General features: G+C 68.3%; 19 protein-coding genes and 1 pseudogene. 7 read left to right on the top strand and 13 right to left on the bottom strand.

Annotated elements, in window-relative coordinates:
- The first annotated feature begins 222 nt into the window (after positions 1 to 222).
- Positions 223 to 1,239, top strand: coding sequence for a sigma-70 family RNA polymerase sigma factor (locus ABZT04_RS05895; protein WP_356053384.1), 1,017 nt, complete (start codon positions 223 to 225; stop codon positions 1,237 to 1,239).
- Here the strand turns inward: ABZT04_RS05895 and ABZT04_RS05890 are convergent.
- Positions 1,123 to 1,512 carry a hypothetical protein gene (locus tag ABZT04_RS05890; protein WP_356053381.1) on the bottom strand — a complete coding sequence of 130 codons (390 nt, stop codon included), beginning with the start codon at positions 1,510 to 1,512 and terminating at the stop codon, positions 1,123 to 1,125. The genes ABZT04_RS05895 and ABZT04_RS05890 overlap by 117 nt on opposite strands.
- A 26-nt stretch (positions 1,513 to 1,538) precedes the next feature.
- Between ABZT04_RS05890 and ABZT04_RS05885 the strand changes: the two genes are divergently transcribed.
- The gene (locus tag ABZT04_RS05885; RefSeq protein ID WP_356053379.1) at positions 1,539 to 2,459 is read left to right on the top strand and encodes an AEC family transporter; all 921 of its coding nucleotides are present in this window, start codon (positions 1,539 to 1,541) and stop codon (positions 2,457 to 2,459) included.
- 1 nt (position 2,460) lies between these two features.
- Here ABZT04_RS05885 and ABZT04_RS05880 read toward each other — a convergent pair whose 3' ends face one another.
- The 9 genes from ABZT04_RS05880 to ABZT04_RS05840 form a co-directional block, all read right to left on the bottom strand.
- Positions 2,461 to 3,045, bottom strand: a complete 585-nt coding sequence (locus ABZT04_RS05880) for a Uma2 family endonuclease (RefSeq protein WP_356053377.1) — start codon at positions 3,043 to 3,045, stop codon at positions 2,461 to 2,463.
- Between the two features lie 95 nt (positions 3,046 to 3,140).
- The gene (locus tag ABZT04_RS05875; RefSeq protein WP_356053832.1) at positions 3,141 to 4,424 is read right to left on the bottom strand and encodes a thymidine phosphorylase; all 1,284 of its coding nucleotides are present in this window, start codon (positions 4,422 to 4,424) and stop codon (positions 3,141 to 3,143) included.
- A gap of 91 nt (positions 4,425 to 4,515) precedes the next feature.
- Complete coding sequence (locus ABZT04_RS05870) at positions 4,516 to 4,926, bottom strand: cytidine deaminase (RefSeq protein ID WP_356053375.1); 411 nt, start codon at positions 4,924 to 4,926, stop codon at positions 4,516 to 4,518.
- Positions 4,923 to 6,185: an ABC transporter permease gene (locus ABZT04_RS05865; RefSeq protein WP_356053373.1), complete on the bottom strand. Its 1,263-nt coding sequence runs from the start codon at positions 6,183 to 6,185 to the stop codon at positions 4,923 to 4,925. The genes ABZT04_RS05870 and ABZT04_RS05865 overlap by 4 nt, the downstream gene beginning before the upstream one ends.
- Positions 6,185 to 7,309, bottom strand: a complete 1,125-nt coding sequence (locus ABZT04_RS05860) for an ABC transporter permease (RefSeq protein ID WP_356053371.1) — start codon at positions 7,307 to 7,309, stop codon at positions 6,185 to 6,187. Before ABZT04_RS05860 ends, ABZT04_RS05865 begins: the two co-directional genes overlap by 1 nt.
- Entirely contained in the window at positions 7,306 to 8,997 is a 1,692-nt protein-coding gene (locus ABZT04_RS05855; protein WP_356053830.1) for an ABC transporter ATP-binding protein, read from the bottom strand. The genes ABZT04_RS05860 and ABZT04_RS05855 overlap by 4 nt, the downstream gene beginning before the upstream one ends.
- A 255-nt stretch (positions 8,998 to 9,252) precedes the next feature.
- Positions 9,253 to 10,311, bottom strand: coding sequence for a BMP family ABC transporter substrate-binding protein (locus ABZT04_RS05850; protein WP_356053369.1), 1,059 nt, complete (start codon positions 10,309 to 10,311; stop codon positions 9,253 to 9,255).
- A 215-nt stretch (positions 10,312 to 10,526) separates the two neighbouring features.
- Positions 10,527 to 11,567, bottom strand: a complete 1,041-nt coding sequence (locus ABZT04_RS05845; RefSeq protein ID WP_356053367.1) for a BMP family ABC transporter substrate-binding protein — start codon at positions 11,565 to 11,567, stop codon at positions 10,527 to 10,529.
- A gap of 277 nt (positions 11,568 to 11,844) precedes the next feature.
- Positions 11,845 to 13,071 (bottom strand): M20 family metallopeptidase, encoded by a 1,227-nt coding sequence (locus tag ABZT04_RS05840; protein ID WP_356053364.1) that lies wholly within the window; start codon positions 13,069 to 13,071, stop codon positions 11,845 to 11,847.
- Between the two features lie 306 nt (positions 13,072 to 13,377).
- Here ABZT04_RS05840 and ABZT04_RS05835 point away from each other — a divergent pair, with 306 nt between their 5' ends.
- Entirely contained in the window at positions 13,378 to 14,052 is a 675-nt protein-coding gene (locus tag ABZT04_RS05835; protein ID WP_356053362.1) for a class I SAM-dependent methyltransferase, read from the top strand.
- Between the two features lie 5 nt (positions 14,053 to 14,057).
- Here the strand turns inward: ABZT04_RS05835 and ABZT04_RS05830 are convergent, their stop codons facing one another.
- Positions 14,058 to 14,270, bottom strand: a complete 213-nt coding sequence (locus tag ABZT04_RS05830; protein ID WP_356053360.1) for a DUF397 domain-containing protein — start codon at positions 14,268 to 14,270, stop codon at positions 14,058 to 14,060.
- Positions 14,271 to 14,277: 7 nt separating this feature from the next.
- On the bottom strand, positions 14,278 to 15,132 hold the full coding sequence (locus ABZT04_RS05825) for a helix-turn-helix transcriptional regulator (RefSeq protein WP_356053358.1): 855 nt from the start codon (positions 15,130 to 15,132) through the stop codon (positions 14,278 to 14,280).
- Between the two features lie 202 nt (positions 15,133 to 15,334).
- Here ABZT04_RS05825 and ABZT04_RS05820 point away from each other — a divergent pair, with 202 nt between their 5' ends.
- Positions 15,335 to 15,778, top strand: a complete 444-nt coding sequence (locus ABZT04_RS05820; protein WP_356053356.1) for an ATP-binding protein — start codon at positions 15,335 to 15,337, stop codon at positions 15,776 to 15,778.
- An 80-nt stretch (positions 15,779 to 15,858) separates the two neighbouring features.
- Entirely contained in the window at positions 15,859 to 16,800 is a 942-nt protein-coding gene (locus ABZT04_RS05815; protein ID WP_356053354.1) for a hypothetical protein, read from the top strand.
- Positions 16,801 to 16,942: 142 nt separating this feature from the next.
- Here ABZT04_RS05815 and ABZT04_RS05810 read toward each other — a convergent pair whose 3' ends face one another.
- Positions 16,943 to 17,521: a dihydrofolate reductase family protein gene (locus ABZT04_RS05810; RefSeq protein WP_356053352.1), complete on the bottom strand. Its 579-nt coding sequence runs from the start codon at positions 17,519 to 17,521 to the stop codon at positions 16,943 to 16,945.
- A 210-nt stretch (positions 17,522 to 17,731) separates the two neighbouring features.
- Between ABZT04_RS05810 and ABZT04_RS05805 the strand changes: the two genes are divergently transcribed.
- Positions 17,732 to 18,091, top strand: a complete 360-nt coding sequence (locus ABZT04_RS05805; RefSeq protein WP_356053350.1) for a transposase family protein — start codon at positions 17,732 to 17,734, stop codon at positions 18,089 to 18,091.
- Positions 17,979 to 18,443, top strand: a pseudogene (locus tag ABZT04_RS05800) (ISAs1 family transposase); the annotation flags it as partial. The gene ABZT04_RS05805 and the pseudogene ABZT04_RS05800, both read left to right, overlap by 113 nt.
- Positions 18,444 to 18,463: the final 20 nt, after the last annotated feature.

Below are 18,463 nucleotides of genomic sequence, written 5' to 3'. Positions count from 1 at the left end.
CCTGGGCCGCCGACTGGGCACGGTCGGCACAGCCACGACCGCGTCGGCACCATCCAGCCCGTCCGGCGTTCGAGCCCCCAGAAGGCGGCGGCACCGACGCCGGGCGACTGGCGAGAACCCCGCCCGACCTGCACGTTCATCCACTCCAGGCGCCATTGTCAGTGGGCTGCGCTACGTTTCGGGGTAACGGAAGAACGGCCACAGGGGTGGGTGGGCGAGACCATGAGTGACGCTACGGCGACGACGACAGACCTCGACATCAGGCTGGAGAAACACCGCGTCGAGCTGACGGGGTACTGCTACCGGATGCTCGGCTCCTCCTTCGAGGCCGAGGACGCGGTGCAGGACACGATGGTCCGCGCCTGGCGGAGCTACGAAAAGTTCGAGGGCCGGTCGAGTCTCCGCTCGTGGCTGTACCGGATCGCGACGAACGTCTGCCTGGACATGCTGTCCGCGGGCAACAAGCGGGCGCGGCCCGTCGATCTCAGCGACTCCACCCCGCTGGCGCAGGCCGCGCTGTCGCCCCGCCCGGACAACACCTGGCTGGAGCCGATGCCGGACGCGCGCGTGCTGCCGACGGTCGCCGACCCGGCGGAGGCGGCGGTCGCCAAGGAGTCGGTGCGGCTGGCGTTCATGGCCGCCCTGCAGCAACTGCCGCCCAAGCAGCGGGCGGTGCTGATCCTGCGCGAGGTGCTGGCCTGGCGGGCCAGCGAGGTCGCGGAGCTGCTCGGCACCTCGGTGGCGTCCGTGAACAGCGCCTTGCAGCGGGCCCGCGCGACCCTCGCCGAGCGGGACGAGAAGACGGCCGACGCCGCTGTGTCCGACCCGCTGGACGAGGAGCAGCAGAAGCTCCTGGAGCGGTACGTCGCGGCCTTCGAGGGCTACGACATGGCCGCGCTGACGGCGCTGCTGCACGAGGACGCCATCATGACGATGCCGCCGTTCGACCTGTGGCTGACCGGCCACGACGACATCACGGGCTTCATGACGACGCTCGGCGCCGCCTGCGAGGGCTCCCGTCTGATCCCCGTGCAGGTGAACGGCCTGCCGGGCTTCGCCCAGTACAAGCCGGACCCGGAGGCGGGCGGCTTCAGCCCCTGGTCGGTGCAGGTCCTGGAGATCTCAGACGGCAGGCTCACCGGGTTCCACTTCTTCCTGGACACCAAGCGCTGGTTCCCGCTGTTCGACCTGCCCCTCCACCTCGAAGGGGAGCCCGACCAGGTCGAGGAGGGCGCCTAGTTCGGGAGCGGGCGCGCGCAGCCGGATGCGGCCACCGGCCCGCCGGGCGGTCAGCTCCAGCCGGGCCAGAAGATCGACGGTGCCCAGACCCGGCGGCCCGGGCCCCACGACCTCGACCACCACCACTCCGGCACCGGCCGCCGCCTCCAGGAGCGCCCGTACCTCGTCGCACAGCCCCGCCATCTCGTCACGGGTGACGGGGCGGGCCGGCACGAGTACAGCGGGTGTCTTGGCGTCCACGATCGGTAGACCGGGTGGGTGCCCGTAACTCATCGGGGGCGACCACCTAGGTTTGCCATATGCAGGGGGTGCTGACGGGGTTCGCGGTGATCGGTGTGGTCATCGCGGTCGGCTATGTGATCGCCCTGCGCGGCTCCCTCGGCGAACACGGCCGCGACGTACTGACCAAGCTGGCCTTCAACGTGGCGTCCCCGGCCCTGCTGTTCACCACCCTCGCGCGGGCCGACCTGACGGTGGTCTTCTCCAGTTGGCTGCTCGTGACGGTGCTGAGCACGGCAGCGGCGGCGGGCGTGTTCGTGGCGGCAGGAGTCGTACGCGGCTGGGGCGTCGGCCGTACGACGATCGGCGCGCTCTGTTCGAGCTACGTCAACTCCGGCAACCTCGGCATCCCGATCTCGGTGTACGTCCTGGGCAACGCCTCGCTCGTGGCACCGGTGATGCTGTTCCAGCTCGTCGTGGTCAGCCCCGTGGCCCTCACGCTCCTCGACCTGTCGGGCCGCGGCGAGAAGGGCTCGCTGTGGCTACGACTGCTCACCCCCCTGCGCAACCCGGTCGCACTCGGCTCCCTCGCCGGGGTCGCGGTGGCGGCGACCGGAGTCCACCTCCCTGCCCCCGTGCTGAACCCCCTCACCCTGATCGGCAACATGGCCGTACCGGCGGTCCTGATCGGCTTCGGCATCTCGCTGCGCGGCAGTGCGGTTCCCGCGCGGGGCGCCGAGCGGGGGCCGGTGTTGTTGTCGGTGGCCCTGAAGTCGGTGGGGCAGCCGGCGACCGCCTGGGCGTTGGCGGCGGGGGTGTTCGGGATCCACGGGGCAGCGTTGCTGGACGTGGTGGTGACGTCGGCGTTGCCGGGGGCGCAGAACCTGTACACGTACGCGAGCCGCTATGACGTGGGGGTGGGTCTGGCCCGGGACTCGATCCTGCTGTCGACGATTCTGTCCGTGCCGGTGCTGGTGGTGATCGCGGCGGTGTTGGGGTGAGTCAGTCCTCCGGGAACTCGCTGGTGTCGACAGCGAGGTCGAAGGGCGCGGGAATCTTGATGGTGTCTCCGAACTTGGCGCTGCTCAGAGTCCGGTAGACGTCGCCCTTGGGCTCCCCGTACAGCGTCACGGTGGGGCCTCCTGGAGCCCAGCGGTCCACGAGGAGGTAGAGCGGGATGCCTGCGGCGGCGTAGGCGGCGGGTTTGCTGACGCGGTCGTGGCGGGCGTTGGACTTGGAGGTGACCTCGACGACCAACTCGGCCAAGGCGGCAGGGATGTGGCTGTCCGTATCCGCGTTGTCCCGTACCGGGGCGACCAACAAGTCCGGAATGAGCATGCCCAAACGCGACGGCACTGCGATGGCCAACGTCTGGAAGATCTCCCAGTCTTCAGGGATCACTGAGTAGAGGCGACGTTGGATGCGTGCCGTGATGACGTTGTGGCGGTACGCGGGAGCAGGTGACACGGTGATGATCCCCTCAATGATCTCCACCTTGCTGCCCTCGGGCCATTCCATCTCCTCCCAGAACCGGACGAGGTCGTCCCAGCTCTGCTCGGGGTCCTGGCTCACGGTGAGTGCGCTCATGGCGGTCTCCTATCGGTGCGTCACCGAGTCCAGCATGCCGAACGGGACCGACGCGGGTCCACCGATCCCGTTCACTCGAAAGAGAAAACCCCTGATCAGGCGATGCGCTCCAACACCACCGGCGACCCCGTGAACGCGGTCCCCTCCGCCCCGATGTCGTAAGCCCCGTCCACCGATTCCAGCGCGTACTCGAAACGCTCCGGCGTGTCCGTGTGCAGGGTCAGCAGGGGCTGGCCCGCTGTCACCGGGTCGCCCGGCTTGGCGTGCATCTCCACTCCCGCGCCCGCCTGGACCGGGTCCTCCTTGCGCGCGCGCCCCGCGCCCAGGCGCCACGCGGCGATGCCGATGTCGTAGGCGTCGAGGCGGGTCAGGACGCCGGAGGTCGGGGCCTTCACCACGTGCTGTTCCTTCGCCACCGGCAGGGCCGCGTCCGGGTCGCCGCCCTGGGCCGCGATCATGCGGCGCCAGACGTCCATCGCCGAACCGTCCGCCAGGGCCTTCGCCGGGTCGGCGTCCTTCACGCCCGCCGCGTCCAGCATCTCGCGGGCCAGCGCGATGGTCAGCTCGACCACGTCCGAAGGGCCGCCGCCCGCCAACACCTCGACGGATTCCCGGACTTCGAGCGCGTTGCCGGCCGTAAGACCGAGTGGGGTCGACATGTCCGTCAGGAGCGCGACCGTCTTCACGCCGTGGTCCGTGCCCAGGCCGACCATCGTGGACGCCAACTCCCGCGCGTCCTCGATCGTCTTCATGAACGCGCCCGTGCCGACCTTCACGTCCAGGACCAGCGAGCCCGTGCCCTCCGCGATCTTCTTCGACATGATCGACGAGGCGATCAGAGGGATCGCCTCGACCGTTCCCGTGACATCGCGGAGTGCGTACAGCTTCTTGTCCGCCGGGGCCAGGCCGTCGCCCGCCGCGCATATCACCGCGCCGGTGTCCTCCAGTACGGACAGCATCTCCTCGTTGGAGAGCAGCGCGCGCCAGCCGGGGATCGACTCCAGCTTGTCGAGGGTGCCGCCGGTGTGGCCGAGGCCGCGGCCCGAGAGCTGGGGGACGGCCGCGCCGCAGGCGGCGACGAGGGGCGCCAGCGGGAGGGTGATCTTGTCACCCACTCCGCCCGTGGAGTGCTTGTCGGCGGTCGGGCGGGAGAGGGACGAGAAGTCCATGCGCTCGCCGGAGGCGATCATCGCGGCGGTCCAGGTGGCGATCTCCCGGCGGTTCATGCCGTTGAGGAGGATCGCCATGTTGAGGGCGGCCATCTGGTAGTCGGCCACCTCGCCGCGGGTGTACGCGTCGATGACCCAGTCGATCTGGTCGTCGCTCAGTTCACCGCGGTCGCGCTTGGTACGGATGACCGAGATGGCATCCATTGACAACTGTGCCATGGCTTGGCTTTCCTTCCGGGCGTTCGAAAAATGCGCGGCCCCGCTGAGAGAGATGAACCAACTCAGCGGGGCCGTACGGGAGTTACCTGGTGAGATGGTCCGGCCCGAAGGCCTGCGGGAGCATCTCCGAGAGCGGCAGGATGCCCGCCGGTGTCTCCACCAGCAGACCGGGCCCGCCGAACTCGTACAGCAGCTGGCGGCAGCGGCCGCACGGGACGAGGATGTCGCCCTTGCCGTCGACACACGTGAAGTGGGTCAGCCGGCCGCCGCCGGTGCGCTGGAGGTTGGACACGAGCCCGCACTCTGCGCACAGGCCGAGGCCGTACGACGCGTTCTCGACATTGCAGCCGGAGACGGTGCGCCCGTCGTCGACCCGGGCGGCGACCCCTACGGGGTAGCCCGAGTACGGCGCGTACGCGTGGGACATCGCCTCCCGCGCCTCGGCGCGCAGTTCGTCCCAGTCGACGGCCGGGTCGGCGGCGGGCGGGGTCACTTGCCCTGTCCCTTCCGGTACGGCAGGCCGTCCGCCTTCGGCATCCGCAGGTGCTGCGCGGACAGCGAGAGCACCAGCAGGGTGACGATGTACGGGCTGGCACCGACCAGTTGGGTCGGGACCTGGTCGGTGGTGGCGTACCAGACGAACATCAGGGCCGCGACGACGGCGGTGATGCCGGCCGGGACGTACCGCTTCTTCCAGATGAGGTAGCCGACTCCGGCGACCAGCAGGAAGCCGAGCAGCAGGATCAGCGCGTGGACGTTGGTGGCGCCGCCGCGCAGGTTGAGGCTGTCGGTGTAGCCGAACAGGCCCGCGCCGAGGGCGAGTCCGCCCGGCATCCAGTTGCCGAAGATCATCGAGGCGAGGCCGATGTAGCCGCGGCCGCCGGTCTGGCCGTCGAGGTAGACGTTGGACGCGACGATCGACAGGAAGGCACCGCCGAGGCCGGCGAAGCCGCCGGAGATGATCACGGCGATGTACTTGTACTTGTAGACGTTGACGCCGAGGGACTCGGCGGCCACCGGGTTCTCGCCGCAGGAGCGGAGGCGGAGACCGAAGGCGGTGCGCCACAGCACCCACCAGGTGACCGGTACGAGGGCCACCGCGATGACGGTGAGCGGCGAGAGGTCGGTGATCAGACCGCCGATCAGGCCCGCGATGTCCGAGATCAGGAACCAGTGCTTCTCGTTGAGCGTGTTCAGCCAGCTCGACAGACCGGGGATGTCGAAGGTGCCCAGGGAGTCGATCGGCGGGGACTGCTTGGCGGAGCCCTGCTCGGTGTTGGCGAAGGTGAACTTCGACAGATAGCGGGTGGTGCCGAGCGCCAGGATGTTGATGGCGACACCGGAGACGATGTGGTTGACGTTGAACGTCACCGTGGCGATGGCGTGCAGCAGCGCGCCGAGGCAGCCGCCGATGATGCCGAAGACGACACCGGTCCAGGGGCCCCACTGGTAGCCGGCCCAGGCGCCGAACCAGGTACCGAGGATCATCATGCCTTCGAGGCCGATGTTGACGACACCCGCGCGCTCGGCCCACAGACCGCCGAGACCGGCGAGCCCGATCGGCACGGCGGCCCTGAGGGCCGTGGACATCTGGCCGGTGGAGGTGATGCCGTCGGCGCCCGTGATGAGTCGGACGATCGACGTCAGGATCAGCGCGCCCGCGATGATCAGCAGGAGCACGGGGAGCGAGAAACGGCGGCCGCCCTTGCCGGGCTGCTGCGCCTTGGGCTTGGCGATGGTCGCGGTGGACATCAGGCCGCCACCTCCTTCTTCTCGGAGTTGTCGTTCGCGGCGGCGGCGAGTTCCTCACCGACGCGCTTCTGCTGGCGGCGCAGACCCCAGGTGCGGACGACCTCGTACGAGATGACGACCGCGAAGACGATCAGGCCCTGCATGATCGTGGCGATCTCCTTCTGGTACGCGACCGGGGTCGCGTAGTCCAGGGCGGGCGACGCCTTGTCGAGGAAGGCCCACAGCAGGGCGGCGAGCGCGATGCCGCCGGGGTTGTTGCGGCCGAGGAGGGCGATGCCGATCGCGGTGAAGCCGAGGCCCTCGGGGAAGGTGAGGCTGTAGGTGTGGCTGTCGCCGAGCAGCAGCGGCAGACCGGCGATGCCCGCGACACCGCCGGAGATCAGCATCGCGGTGAGCGTCATGCGCTTGGCCTCGACGCCGGAGGCCGCGGCGGCGGACTCGGACTCGCCGGTGGCGCGCAGGTCGAAGCCGAAGCGGGTGCGGTTGAGGACGAGCCAGTACAGGACGCCCATGATCACGGCGAGGAAGACCAGGCCGTAGATCTCGCCGACGTCCGAGCCCAGGTCGATGCCCGGGATCCAACCGGACTTCTTCATGATGCCGGTCGTCATGTTGTTGCCGACCTGCACGCCCCAGGTGTTGGTCTGGGTGAGGTAGAGGATCAGGCTGGTGGCGATCGCGTTCAGCATGATCGTCGCCACGACCTCGCTGACCCCCCGGGTGACCTTGAGGACGCCCGCGATACCGGCCCAGAAGGCGCCGGTGAGGATCGCGACGAGCAGCAGCAGCGGCACCTGGAGGACGGCCGGCAGGCCGACGTGCGCGCCGACGACCGCGGTCATCACGGCGCCGAGGCGGTACTGGCCGTCGACACCGATGTTGAACAGGTTCATCCGGAAGCCGAGGGCGACCGCCAGGGCGGCGATGTAGTACATCGACGCCTGGTTGATGATCAGCACCTGGACGTCGGAGTACGTCGCCTGCTGGAGCATCAGGTGGTACGGCTCGATCGGGTTCTTGCCCGAGGCGAGCAGCACGACCGAGGTCAGCAGGATCGCCGCGACAAGCGCCATGACCGGTCCGGCCACGGCGAGGAGCACCCGCTCCTTGTCGAACTTCTTCATCGGGCCTCGTCCTCCGGGGCGGTGTCGTCGGCGCCGTCTTCTGCGGACTCTTCGACGTGTTCGAGGTGACCGGACGCGGCGCCGGTCATGGCCGAGCCGAGCTCCTCCGGGGTGACGGTGGCCGGGTCGGCGTCGGCGACCAGCCTGCCGTCGTAGATCACACGCAGGGTGTCCGACAGACCGATCAGCTCGTCCAGGTCGGCGGAGATCAGCAGCACGGCCAGGCCCTCGCGGCGGGCGGCGCGGATCTGGTCCCAGATCGCGGCCTGCGCGCCGACGTCCACACCGCGGGTGGGGTGCGCGGCGATCAGGAACTTCGGCTTGTGGCTCATCTCGCGGCCGACGATCAGCTTCTGCTGGTTGCCGCCGGAGAGGGAGGCGGCGGTGACGTCGATGCCGGGGGTGCGGACGTCGTACTCCTCGACGATCCGGCGGGTGTCGTCCTGGGCGCCCTTGATGTCGAGCCAGAGACCCCGACGACCGCGCGAGTTCGGCTTCTCCGTCACATGGCCGAGGATGCGGTTCTCCCACAGCGGGGCTTCCAGGAGGAGGCCGTGGCGGTGGCGGTCCTCGGGGATGTAGCCGATGCCGTGCTCGCGGCGCCTGCGGGTGGCCCACGGGGTGATGTCCTCGCCGAGGAAGCCGATGGTGCCGGAGTCGGCGTTCTTCAGGCCGATCAGCGCGTCGATCAGCTCGGTCTGGCCGTTGCCCTCGACGCCGGCGATGCCCATGACCTCACCGGCGTGGATGGTGAAGGTGACGTCGTCGAGGACGCGCTTGGCGGCGCCGGTCTCCCCGACGGCCGCGTCGCCGAGCAGTCCGCCCGCCGTGGGCTCGGCCGCGACGCCGAGGGAGGCACCGCCGCTGGCGTACACGGTGAGGTTCTTGACCTCGATGACGGGCTGGTCGGTGACCGTGGACTCGGCGGTCTCCGGGGTGGGGAGTTCGCTGCCGACCATCATCTCGGCGAGCTGGCGCGGGGTGGTCTCGGAGGGGACCGCGGTCCCGACCGTCGTACCGCGCCGGATGACGGTGATCTCGTCGGCGACCGACAGGACCTCGCCCAGCTTGTGCGAGATGAAGATGACGGCGAGGCCCTCGGACTTCAGCTCGCGCAGGTTGCTGAAGAGGGCGTCGACCTCCTGCGGGACCAGGACGGCGGTGGGCTCGTCCAGGATCAGGGTGCGGGCGCCGCGGTAGAGGACCTTGAGGATCTCCACGCGCTGGCGCTCGGCGACCCCGAGGCTCTCGACCAGAAGGTCCGGGCGGACGTTCAGGCCGTAGCGGTCGGAGATCTCCTTGATCTTCTTGCGGGCGCCGCCACCGATGCCGTGCAGCTTCTCGCTGCCCAGGACCACGTTCTCCAGGACGGTGAGGTTGTCGGCGAGCATGAAGTGCTGGTGGACCATGCCGATGCCGCGGGCGATGGCGTCGGCCGGGGAGGAGAAGGTGACGTGCTCGCCGTCGACGGCGATGGTGCCCTCGTCCGGCTTCTGCATGCCGTAGAGGATCTTCATCAGGGTCGACTTGCCGGCGCCGTTCTCGCCGACGAGGGCGTGCACGGTGCCTTTTCGGACAGTGAGGTGGATGTCGTGGTTGGCCACGACACCGGGGAAGCGCTTGGTGATCCCGGTCAGCTCGACCGCGGTCGACTGTGCGGTGAGCGGAGGGCTGCTGGACGCGTCGATGGCGAACTCTCCTCGTGGAAAGGGGCCTCTCTACGCGCGTAGCGCCCCTGCTTTAAATAGTGCCCGGACCTGACCGGCTCCGATCGGCCTCAATCGCCATCCGATCCGTTCCGATCCGTTCCGAGCATTCTGCCGCGAGAACGGGGCACGGAGAGACATCCTCCCCGCACCCCGTTCCGTGGCCGTAACGCTGTCATCACAGCGCTCTTTTGGCCATGGTCCGCACGGTCTACGACCGCGGGTTTTCCCCTGGGATCAAGAGGTCTTGACCGTGATCGAACCGTCCTTGATGCCGGCCTCGGCCTTCTTGAGGGCGGCCTGGAGGGTGGCGTTGTTCTTGAAGGTCGGGTTGGAGTCGGCCAGACCGACACCGCCGTTGCTCAGCGAGCCGCGGATCTCGCCGCTGAGCGGCTTCTTGTCCTTGATGACGGACTTGGAGAGGTCGTAGACCGCGCCGGCGACGTTCTTCAGGGCGGAGGTGAGGATGTACGGCTTGTACTTGGCCAGCGCCGCCTGGTTGTACTGGTCGGAGTCCACACCGATCGCCCACACCTTGTGCGCGGCGGCCGACTTGATGACGCCCTGGCCGGAGAGGCCCGCGGCCGCGTACACCACGTCGGCGCCGGCCTCGATCTGACCGTCGGCGGCGGCCTCGCCCTTGTCGGGGCTGGAGAAGCCACCCTGGGCGGCGGTCTGGGTCAGGTACTGCGCCTTGACCGTGACGCCCTTCTTGGTGTCCTTGACGCCCTGCTCGAAGCCCGCCTCGAACTTGTGGATCAGCGGGACGTCCACGCCGCCGATGAAGCCGACGGTGTTCGACTTCGTGGTGAGCGCGGCGGTGACGCCGGCGAGGTACGAGGACTGCTCCTCGTGGAAGACCATGTCGGCGACGTTGTCGGCCGTGATGGTGTTGTCGTCGATGATGCCGAAGGTGATCTTCGGGAACTTCGCGGCGGCTTCCTTGACGGCGGGGGCGTAGGCGAAGCCGACACCGATCACCGGGTTGTAACCGGCCCGGGCGAGGGTCTCCAGGCGCTGCACCTTGTCGGCGTCGGACTCGTTGTCCTGCGGCTCGACGTCCCGGCCGCTGACGCCGAAGTCCTTCTCGGCCTTCTGGAGACCGGCGTAGGCCGCGTCGTTGAAGGACTGGTCGCCCTTGCCGCCGACGTCGTAGGCCAGACCAATACCCTTGGACGTGCCGGAACTGCTGCTGCTGGAGCTGGACTCGCTGGACGAGCTGCCGCAGGCGGAGACGGTTACTGCAAGAGCTGCGGTTGCAACGCCTGCAACCGCGATTCGGGACACCCGGCGCATGGAACGAGACTCCTTCGTGCAAGCGCCCAAACCAGGCGCTGGTTCCGCCGCAGCGTAACGCGCGTAGACCAGACGGAAAACCCCATCTGTCCGGTCCGTTATAGAGCTGTGGCCACAGATGGGGGCCAGCGTACGGACAGCAGGACGCCCCTTGCGGGAGGCAAGGGGCGTACTGCCTGGAACGATGCCCGGAGGGCCTAGTTTTCAGCGCGCGGTTACTTGGTGTTGACGGTGATCTTGCCGCTGACGATGTCCGCCTTCGCCTTGTCCACGGCGGCCACGGCGGCGGTCATGGCCTTGTACTTCGGGTTGGTGTCGGAGAAGCCGACGCCGTCGTTGCTGAGGCCGTAGCGGACCACGCCGGTCTTGGGCTTGCCCTCGTAGACCGACTTCACCAGGTCGTAGACGGCGCCACCGACGTTCTTGAGCGCCGAGCCGAGGATGGCGTCCTTGTACTTGGCCAGGGCCGCCTGCTCGTACTGGTCGGAGTCCACACCGATGGCCCACACCTTCTTGGCGGAGGCCTCGGAGATGACGCCCTGGCCGGAGAGACCGGCGGCGGCGTAGATGACGTCCGCGCCCGCCTCGATCTGACCGCTCGCCGCGTCCTTGCCCTTGTCGGGGCTGGAGAAGCCGCCCTCGGCCGCGGTCTGCGTCAGGTACTGCGACTCGATCTTGATGCTGGGGTTGACGGACTTGGCGCCCTGGTCGAAGCCGGCCTCGAACTTGTGGATCAGCGGGACGTCGACGCCGCCGATGAAGCCGATGTGGTTCTTCTTGGTCGCCTTGGCCGCGGCGACACCCGCGAGGTAGGAGGACTGCTCCTCGTGGAAGACGAGGTCGGCGACGTTGGCCGCCTTGTCCTGCTCGTCGTCGATGATGCCGAACGTGATGTTCGGGTACTTCGCGGCGGCTTCCTTGACGGCGGGGGCGTAGGCGAAGCCGACACCGATGACCGGGTTGTAGCCGGCCGTGGCCAGTTGCTCCAGGCGCTGCACCTTGTCGGCATCGGACTCGTTGTCCTGCGGCTCGATGTCGCGGCCGGAGATTTTGAAGTCCTTCTCGGCCTTCTGGAAACCGGCGTAGGCCGCGTCGTTGAAGGACTGGTCGCCCTTGCCGCCGACGTCGTAGGCGAGGCCGATGCCCTTGCCGGTGTACTTGCCGGACGAGGACGAGGAACTGCCACTGGCCTTGTCGGCATCCTTGCTGGAGCTACCGCAGGCGGTGGCCGCGAGGGCGATGACAGTGACGGTCACCGCAGCTTGGGAGAACTTCGTCCTCCGAGATATCTGACGCACAGCAAGCACTCCTTCGTCCCCACGGCACCGTCACCGGACCGCTTCCCCAACGCGCCGCCTCTGGTGGCGATTTCCGCGCACAGTAACGCGCGTAGACGAGGAGGGGAACGGGGTTTCTCCTTGCCGTTACCGGATCGTGCCGCCGCCGCGTTACGTTCGCCCGCCGGTGGTTACGCCCGGGTGACACAAGGGGACGTAGAGGTACCGAACGGGCACCCCTACGGTCCCGTCCCGCTCAGAGCGCGGCGTCGATGAGCGCGGCCGCGGTGAACAGCTCCACGCCGACCGTGATCGCGGTCTCGTCGGCGTCGAAGTCGCCCTGGTGGAGGTCCCGCACGGTCCGCTCCCCCGGGGTCCGCACGCCCAGCCGGGCCATGGCCCCCGGCACCTGCTCCAGATACCAGGAGAAGTCCTCGCCGCCGAGGCTCTGCTCGGTGTCCTCGACGGAGAGGGGACCGCGCCGGGCGATCATCGCGTCCCGCAGCAGTTCGGTGACGAGCACGTCGTTGACGACGGGCGGCACCCCGCGCACATACTCGATCACGGACTTGGCCCGATACAGTCCGGCGATCTCGTCGATCGCCGCGTGCACGACGTCGGGCGCCTGCCGCCAGGCGTCGAGATCGAGACACCGTACGGTGCCCGACAGCTCGGCGTGCTGCGGGATGACGTTGGGCGCGTGCCCGGACTCGATCCGCCCCCACGTCACGGAGACCCCGCTCCGCGCGTCCATCCGCCGCGCGACGAGCGCGGGCACCTCGGTGGCGACCCGGGCGGCGGCGGTGACCAGGTCGGTGGTGAGATGCGGCCGCGCGGTGTGCCCACCCGGCCCGTCCAGGGCGACCTCCAGCCGGTCGCAGGCAGAGGTGATCGGCCCGACCCGCAGCCCGACCCGCCCGCTGTCCACCTTGGGATCGCAGTGGACGGCGATGATCCGACCGACCCCTTCGAGCGCCCCGCACTGGATGGCGTCGGCGGCCCCGCCCGGCAGAACCTCCTCCGCGGGCTGGAAGAGCAGCCGCACGGGCTGGGGCAGCAGCCCCTGCTCATGCAGCGCGGCGAGCACGAGCCCCGCCCCCAGCACCACGGTGGTGTGCACGTCGTGGCCACAGGCGTGGGCACGGTCGGGCACGGTCGAGCGGTACGCGCAGTCACTCTTCGTGTCCGGGATGGGCAGGGCGTCGATGTCGGCGCGCAGCGCGAGCATGGGTACGCCGGTGTCGCGGGGCCCGATGTCACAGACGAGCCCGGTCCCGACGGCGAGGACACGCGGTTCGAGACCGGCCTGCTCCAGCCGGGCCTTGATCGCGGCGGTGGTCCGGAACTCGTGATTGCCCAGCTCAGGGTGCATGTGCAAGTCGCGCCGGAAGGCGACGAGTTCGGCACGCAGGGCGTCGGGCAGGGTGCCCGGGAGCACGCTCCCGACGGAATCGGCTCCGGCCTCATCGGACTCAAGTGACATCAATTGCTTCACCCTCTGAAGGGTAGGGCGCCCGGGTGGTCGACCGACCTCGATCAACAAAACTTCAACCCGTTAGACGAAGAAAATCTGACCACCGGCCGCATAGCTGAGAACTGGGATGGGTAAGCTTCCTGCTTCCCCTTCCCTCCTTCTGGGATACCACGCTCCACCACAGCCCAGCTTGGGGCGTCCACATCCCGGAATCGTGACGGCCATGTGGGGGTATGCCAACGCAGCGTGTGCACCGGCCGAGATCCGCCGGTGGGGAGCCGGCGGCCGCGCGCGCCGTTGGTAGTGTCCGCCGACGTGACCGACTCGAACGCGGATGTGACCGCGGACTTCATAGAGGCCACCCGATCCTCCTACGACGCCATCGCCCCCGCGTACAGCGCGGAACACCCCGACGGCCTGGGCGACGGCCCCCTGGAGCAGGCCCTGCTGACCGCCTTCGCCGAGCGCGTCCGTACGGCGGGAGGCGGCGAGGCACCGGTGGCTGACGTAGGCAGCGGCCCCGGATATGTGACGGCGCGCCTGAACGCCCTAGGTCTTCCCGCCTTCGGGATCGACATCTCCCCGCACATGGTGGCCCTGGCGACGGAGGCACACCCTCAACTGAGCTTCCGGGTGGGTTCGATGACGTCCCTGGACGTGCCGGACGAGTCTCTGGGCGGGGTCATCGCGCTCTATTCGACGATCCACATCCCCGACGCCGCCCTGCCCGGCGTCTTCGCGGAGTTCCACCGGGTCCTACGGCCGGGTGGCCAGGTACTGCTCGCGTTCCAGGCTTCGGAGGGGGAGCACATCCACCTGGCGGAGCGGTATGGGCAGGACATCTCGCTCGACTATTACTTCCGTACGCCGGCCGCGGTAACCCGGTTCCTGGCGGAGGCGGGTCTGAGCTTGTACGCGCAGGCTCGGGTGGAGCGGCAGGGCGAGCAGAAGTGGGGGCGGGACTTTTTGCTGGCGCACAAGGCGGGGTAGAGGGGTCAGGTGCGGGGCGCGGGCGGGTAGGGGTCGTCTTTTTTGAGGGCGTTCACGAAGGTGGAGAAGGCTCCGGGCGGGAGGGTGAGGATGGCGCCGGCCGGGATCTTGGAGTCACGTATCGCCACCCGGGTGGGGTCGTTCGCGATTTCCACGCAAGAGTTGCCGTCGCCGCCGCCGGAGTAGGACGACTTCCGCCAGTTGTCGGGGGTGCTCATGGATGCCTCACAGCTCTTTGATCAGCCTGTGGATCAATTCGCGCGACCGCTCAGCATCGAGCGACGCGGCTTCCACTCTATGAAAGAGCGTGCGATGCACTGCGAGTTGGGCCTCGGAATCGATGAACCCTGTGGCGTGGGGTGCGTCGCGAACAACGGTGTCCAGTTTGGGTACGGCACCGCCTGCCAGCATCATGGCGGTCCAGGTCCCACCGAACCCGTCCAGGTCGAAGGGGATGACCCGCACGGCGATGTGGTCCGACTCGCAGACGTCGAGGAGGGCAATGAGCTGCGCCCGGGAGGCGGCACGGTCGCCGATGCGGATGCGCAGCGCCGCCTCGTGGAGAACCGCTTCGTACGGTCCAGAGCCCCGGCCTTCCAGGATTGCCTTGCGCTGCATCCGGTGTCGGACCCGCAACTCAAGTTCCTCGCTGGGAAGTTCCGGGACTCTGCCGGAGAAGACCGAGCGGGCGTAGTCCTCTGTTTGGAGCGGACCGGGGATGTACAGGAACTGGACCTCCCGGAGCGAGGTGGCATGGTGCTCCAGCTCTGCCAAGTCGAGGAACGGCGTGGGCAGGGCCCCTCGATATTCCTCCCACCAGCCCTTGGCTCGGTTGGTCGCCATGTTCACCAGCGCTGAGATCAACTCCTCGTCGGTGCAGGAGTAGATGGCGGCAAGGCGCCGCAGGCGCTTCTCGCTCACCCCGGTGAGGCCGGATTCGATCTGGTTGATCTGAGGGGAACTCACTCCGAGCGATGCCGCCGCCTCGCGACCTGTGAGGCCCGCCGCGTCGCGAAGCCTACGCAGCTCGATACCCAGCCGCATCTGACGTGCTGTTGGTTCGCGCCTCAAACCCGCCATGCACTGCTCCTTGGTTCAACACGCCTGAAAGCGCGACTCGTTCGAGGCCAGATTACGCGATCAGCTTGCTCGACATATAAATAAAGGTCTACTGTCAGTGACGCAACGCACACCGTGCGGAAGTGCACCACTCCGTCCTGCCACGACGGCCGAGGCAAAGCCACCGCACGCGAACTCCCCACCACCCGACCGGAGTTGCCCCATGCCCAAAACAGAACCCGAACCCGAGCCCACCCCCTCCTGGGAGTACTCCCTCTACGTCCCCAACGACCTCCGCGCCGTCACCATCAGCCGCCGCACCCTCCGCCTCGTCCTCACCGCGTACGGCCTGATCCGCCTGGTCGACACCGCCGAACTCCTCGCCACCGAGCTGCTCTCGAACGCCGTACGACACACGAAGGGTCCCGCCGCGCTCCGGGTCCGCTGGTCCGTCGGCGTGCTGCGCATCGGAGCCTGGGACGCAGACCCCCGCCCGCCCGAGCCCCCGCGGTCACTCGATCTGCTTCTCGACCTGGAGGAGGGACGAGGGCTGGCCCTCGTCAAGGCATGCGCCGACGAATGGGGCTGGCAGCCGCTGTCGAGGAACGGCGACCGGGGGAAGTACGTCTGGTTCGAGCTGACTTCAGCCTCGGCCACGGCGGCGTGAACGTTCCGCCGCCGCTCGAAAGGGTGAACGCATCCCGATCGCCCGGACACCCCATCCCTTGATCAACCTAGGTTGCGCACATGGTCACATCAACCCACGAGGGCATGCACCGGATCTTCCAGGAGCGGCCCGAGATCCTGGCTCCCGTGTTCGGGGAGCTGGGCTTCCCGTTAACCACGAAGGCGACCGTGGACGCCGTCACCACAGACGTGACGGAAACCCGGCCGCTGGAACGCCGCGTGGACACTGTCCTACGCATCGCCCCGTCCGACGGTGGCGACTTTCTGCTCGCCATCGAGGCGCAGTCGGACAAGAAGGAGGCCAAAGGGGCGAGTTGGGCGTACTACATCGCCTACCTCCAGGCCAAATACCGCCTGCCCGTACTGCTTCTCGTGGTCTGCCAGGACAGGCGCACGGCCAGATGGGCGACCGGCCCCTTTGACTGCGGCACGCTCGGATGGACGGCTCAGCGGACATATCCGCTGGTCGCCGGTCCGGACAACCTGCCGGTGATCACCGACACCAGAACCGTGGCGAACAAGCTCGCGCTGGCCGTCCTCTCCGCCGTGGCCCACGTCCGCAATCCCAAGTGCGGCGCCATACTGGAGGCGATCGGCAGCGTCCTCCAGGAACTCCAGGACACGGACCCCGAGACGGTCGGGTACTTCGCCGAGTTCCTGGAAATCAATCTGGGTGACACCCCAGCCGGAATGAAATGGAAGGAAATCATGTCGTTCGTCAGCTACTTCCCCGGTCGGGGGACTGTCCGTGAGACGGCTTACCTGGAAGGCAAGGCCGAAGGTGAAGCCGCAGGCAGGGCCGAAGGCGAAGCCAAGGGAATTCTCTTCGTCCTGGAGGTACGCGGCATCCCCGTACCCGACAGCGTCCGCGAGCGCATCACCACCTGCACCGATCTCGACCGCATGGACGTCTGGCTGGAGCGTTCCCGCACGGTCGAGCGGGCCGAGGACCTGTTCGACGAAGACCCAGAGACTCCCGGAACCGGGCCCGCGGCGGCCTGAGCGACGAACACCACGAGGGCCGGTTCAACATCGCCGGGCGGCTCGCGACCAGGGCGTGTTCAAGTTCCTGGTAGGTGCGGCATGTCGGCCCGCGGAGGGGGGCAGGTTCGGCTGTTGGATCTGGTGCAGTGCGCGGTTATGTTCAGCTGTGCAGGGTGGGCCGGTAGATGAGCTCTTGGGTGTGGCCGTCGAACGTCCGGCTCTCGATCAGTTCGAGGTCGAAGTCGGCCGCGCCCTCGAAGATCGGGTCGGTCCCGGTCTGACCACTGATCACAGGGAAGAGCGTCACCTGGACGCGGTCGACAAGCCCCGCAGCCATCAGCGCCCGGTTCAACGACAGGCTGCCGTGCGAGCGCAACGGCACCTCGGACTCTTCCTTGAGCCGGGCGACGACGTCGACGGCATCGCCGGCCACGACGGTCACGTCCGGCCATGCCAAGGGTCCGGCGAGCGTCGTCGACACCACCGTTGTCGGCATGCGTCGCATCCGAGAGTTCACCGGGTCGAGGTCGGCCTCCGAGATCGGGCCCAGCAGCTCCACAAACTGCCGAAAGGTGTTGGCCCCGAGGACCATCCGCTGCTCGTCGCTGACCACGGCAAGGCGGTTATCAAGAAACTCAGGACCCTGTTTTCCCCAGTAGCCGCCCCAGTCTCCGCCGGGGCCGTAGGCGCCATAGCCGTCGAGGGTCGAAAAGACGTCCCAGGTGTAGACACCGGTCATGGTGCTCTCCTCACGTGCGGTCGAAGGTGTGTTGTGGATACAGACGAGGAACCATGACGAAACTCATCGCACTTGGACTCCTGGATCCGGGACGTCTTCGATGCAGGCCGCCTTTGTGTTCCTGGGTCGTGGGCGCTACGTAGCTGCGACTGCTTGGGGCGCATAGCGGAACGGGCTCAGACTTCGTGAACATCGTGGTGCCCAAAATCTATGGCCCCGAAGGTATCTCGTGCCCTGTGCCCTGTGCCCTGTCCTCCCCGATTCCCGCGATCCTGGCGAAGCTCGGGCCGCTCGACCCCGATCGCGTCGCCGACCTGCGCTCCCTACCTGGAGTCGGTGCCCGGCCCCCGGTCGCGGCGGGGCCGCTGGTACTCCCTGGCCTCGATCCTGGCCGTGTGCGCGTGCACGACCGTCTCGGGCGCGAAGACGATCGACGAGATCGCCGAGTGGGGCGCCCGTGCGCGCCACTGGCCTGCTTGCGGTCATCGGCATCCGTCGCCACCTGCACAGATGGCGACGCGCTCCGTCGTCGGCCACGATCGGGCGGGTGCTGGCGGCCGTCGACGGTAACGCCCTGGACCGGGCGGTCGGCGCCTACCTGGCTGACCGGCACCGCGCCGCCACCGAGCCCGCCCAGACACCGTCCGCCTCCGCGTCTCGGCGACCTCGCGTGATCTCCGTCGACGGCAAAGCACTCAAGGGATCAGCCCGCCTCATCTCGACGCGCCGCCACCTGCTCTCCGCGGTCACCCACGGCACCGTCGTGACCCTCGCCCAGGTGGAGATCGGCGCGAAGACGAACGAAACCACAACCTTCCAACCGCTCATGGCACTTCTTGACCTGGTCGGCACCGTCGTCACCTTTGACGCTCTGCACTCGGTCAAGGCGAACATCTCGTGGCTGGTCGAGACCAAGGAGGCCCGCTACATCGCCGTGATCAA

It is taken from the genome of Streptomyces sp. NPDC005492, from assembly GCF_040605995.1.
Taxonomy (GTDB): Bacteria; Actinomycetota; Actinomycetes; order Streptomycetales; family Streptomycetaceae; genus Streptomyces.
Note: the sequence above shows the minus strand (reverse complement) of the source record. Positions and strands in the feature narration are given on the sequence as shown.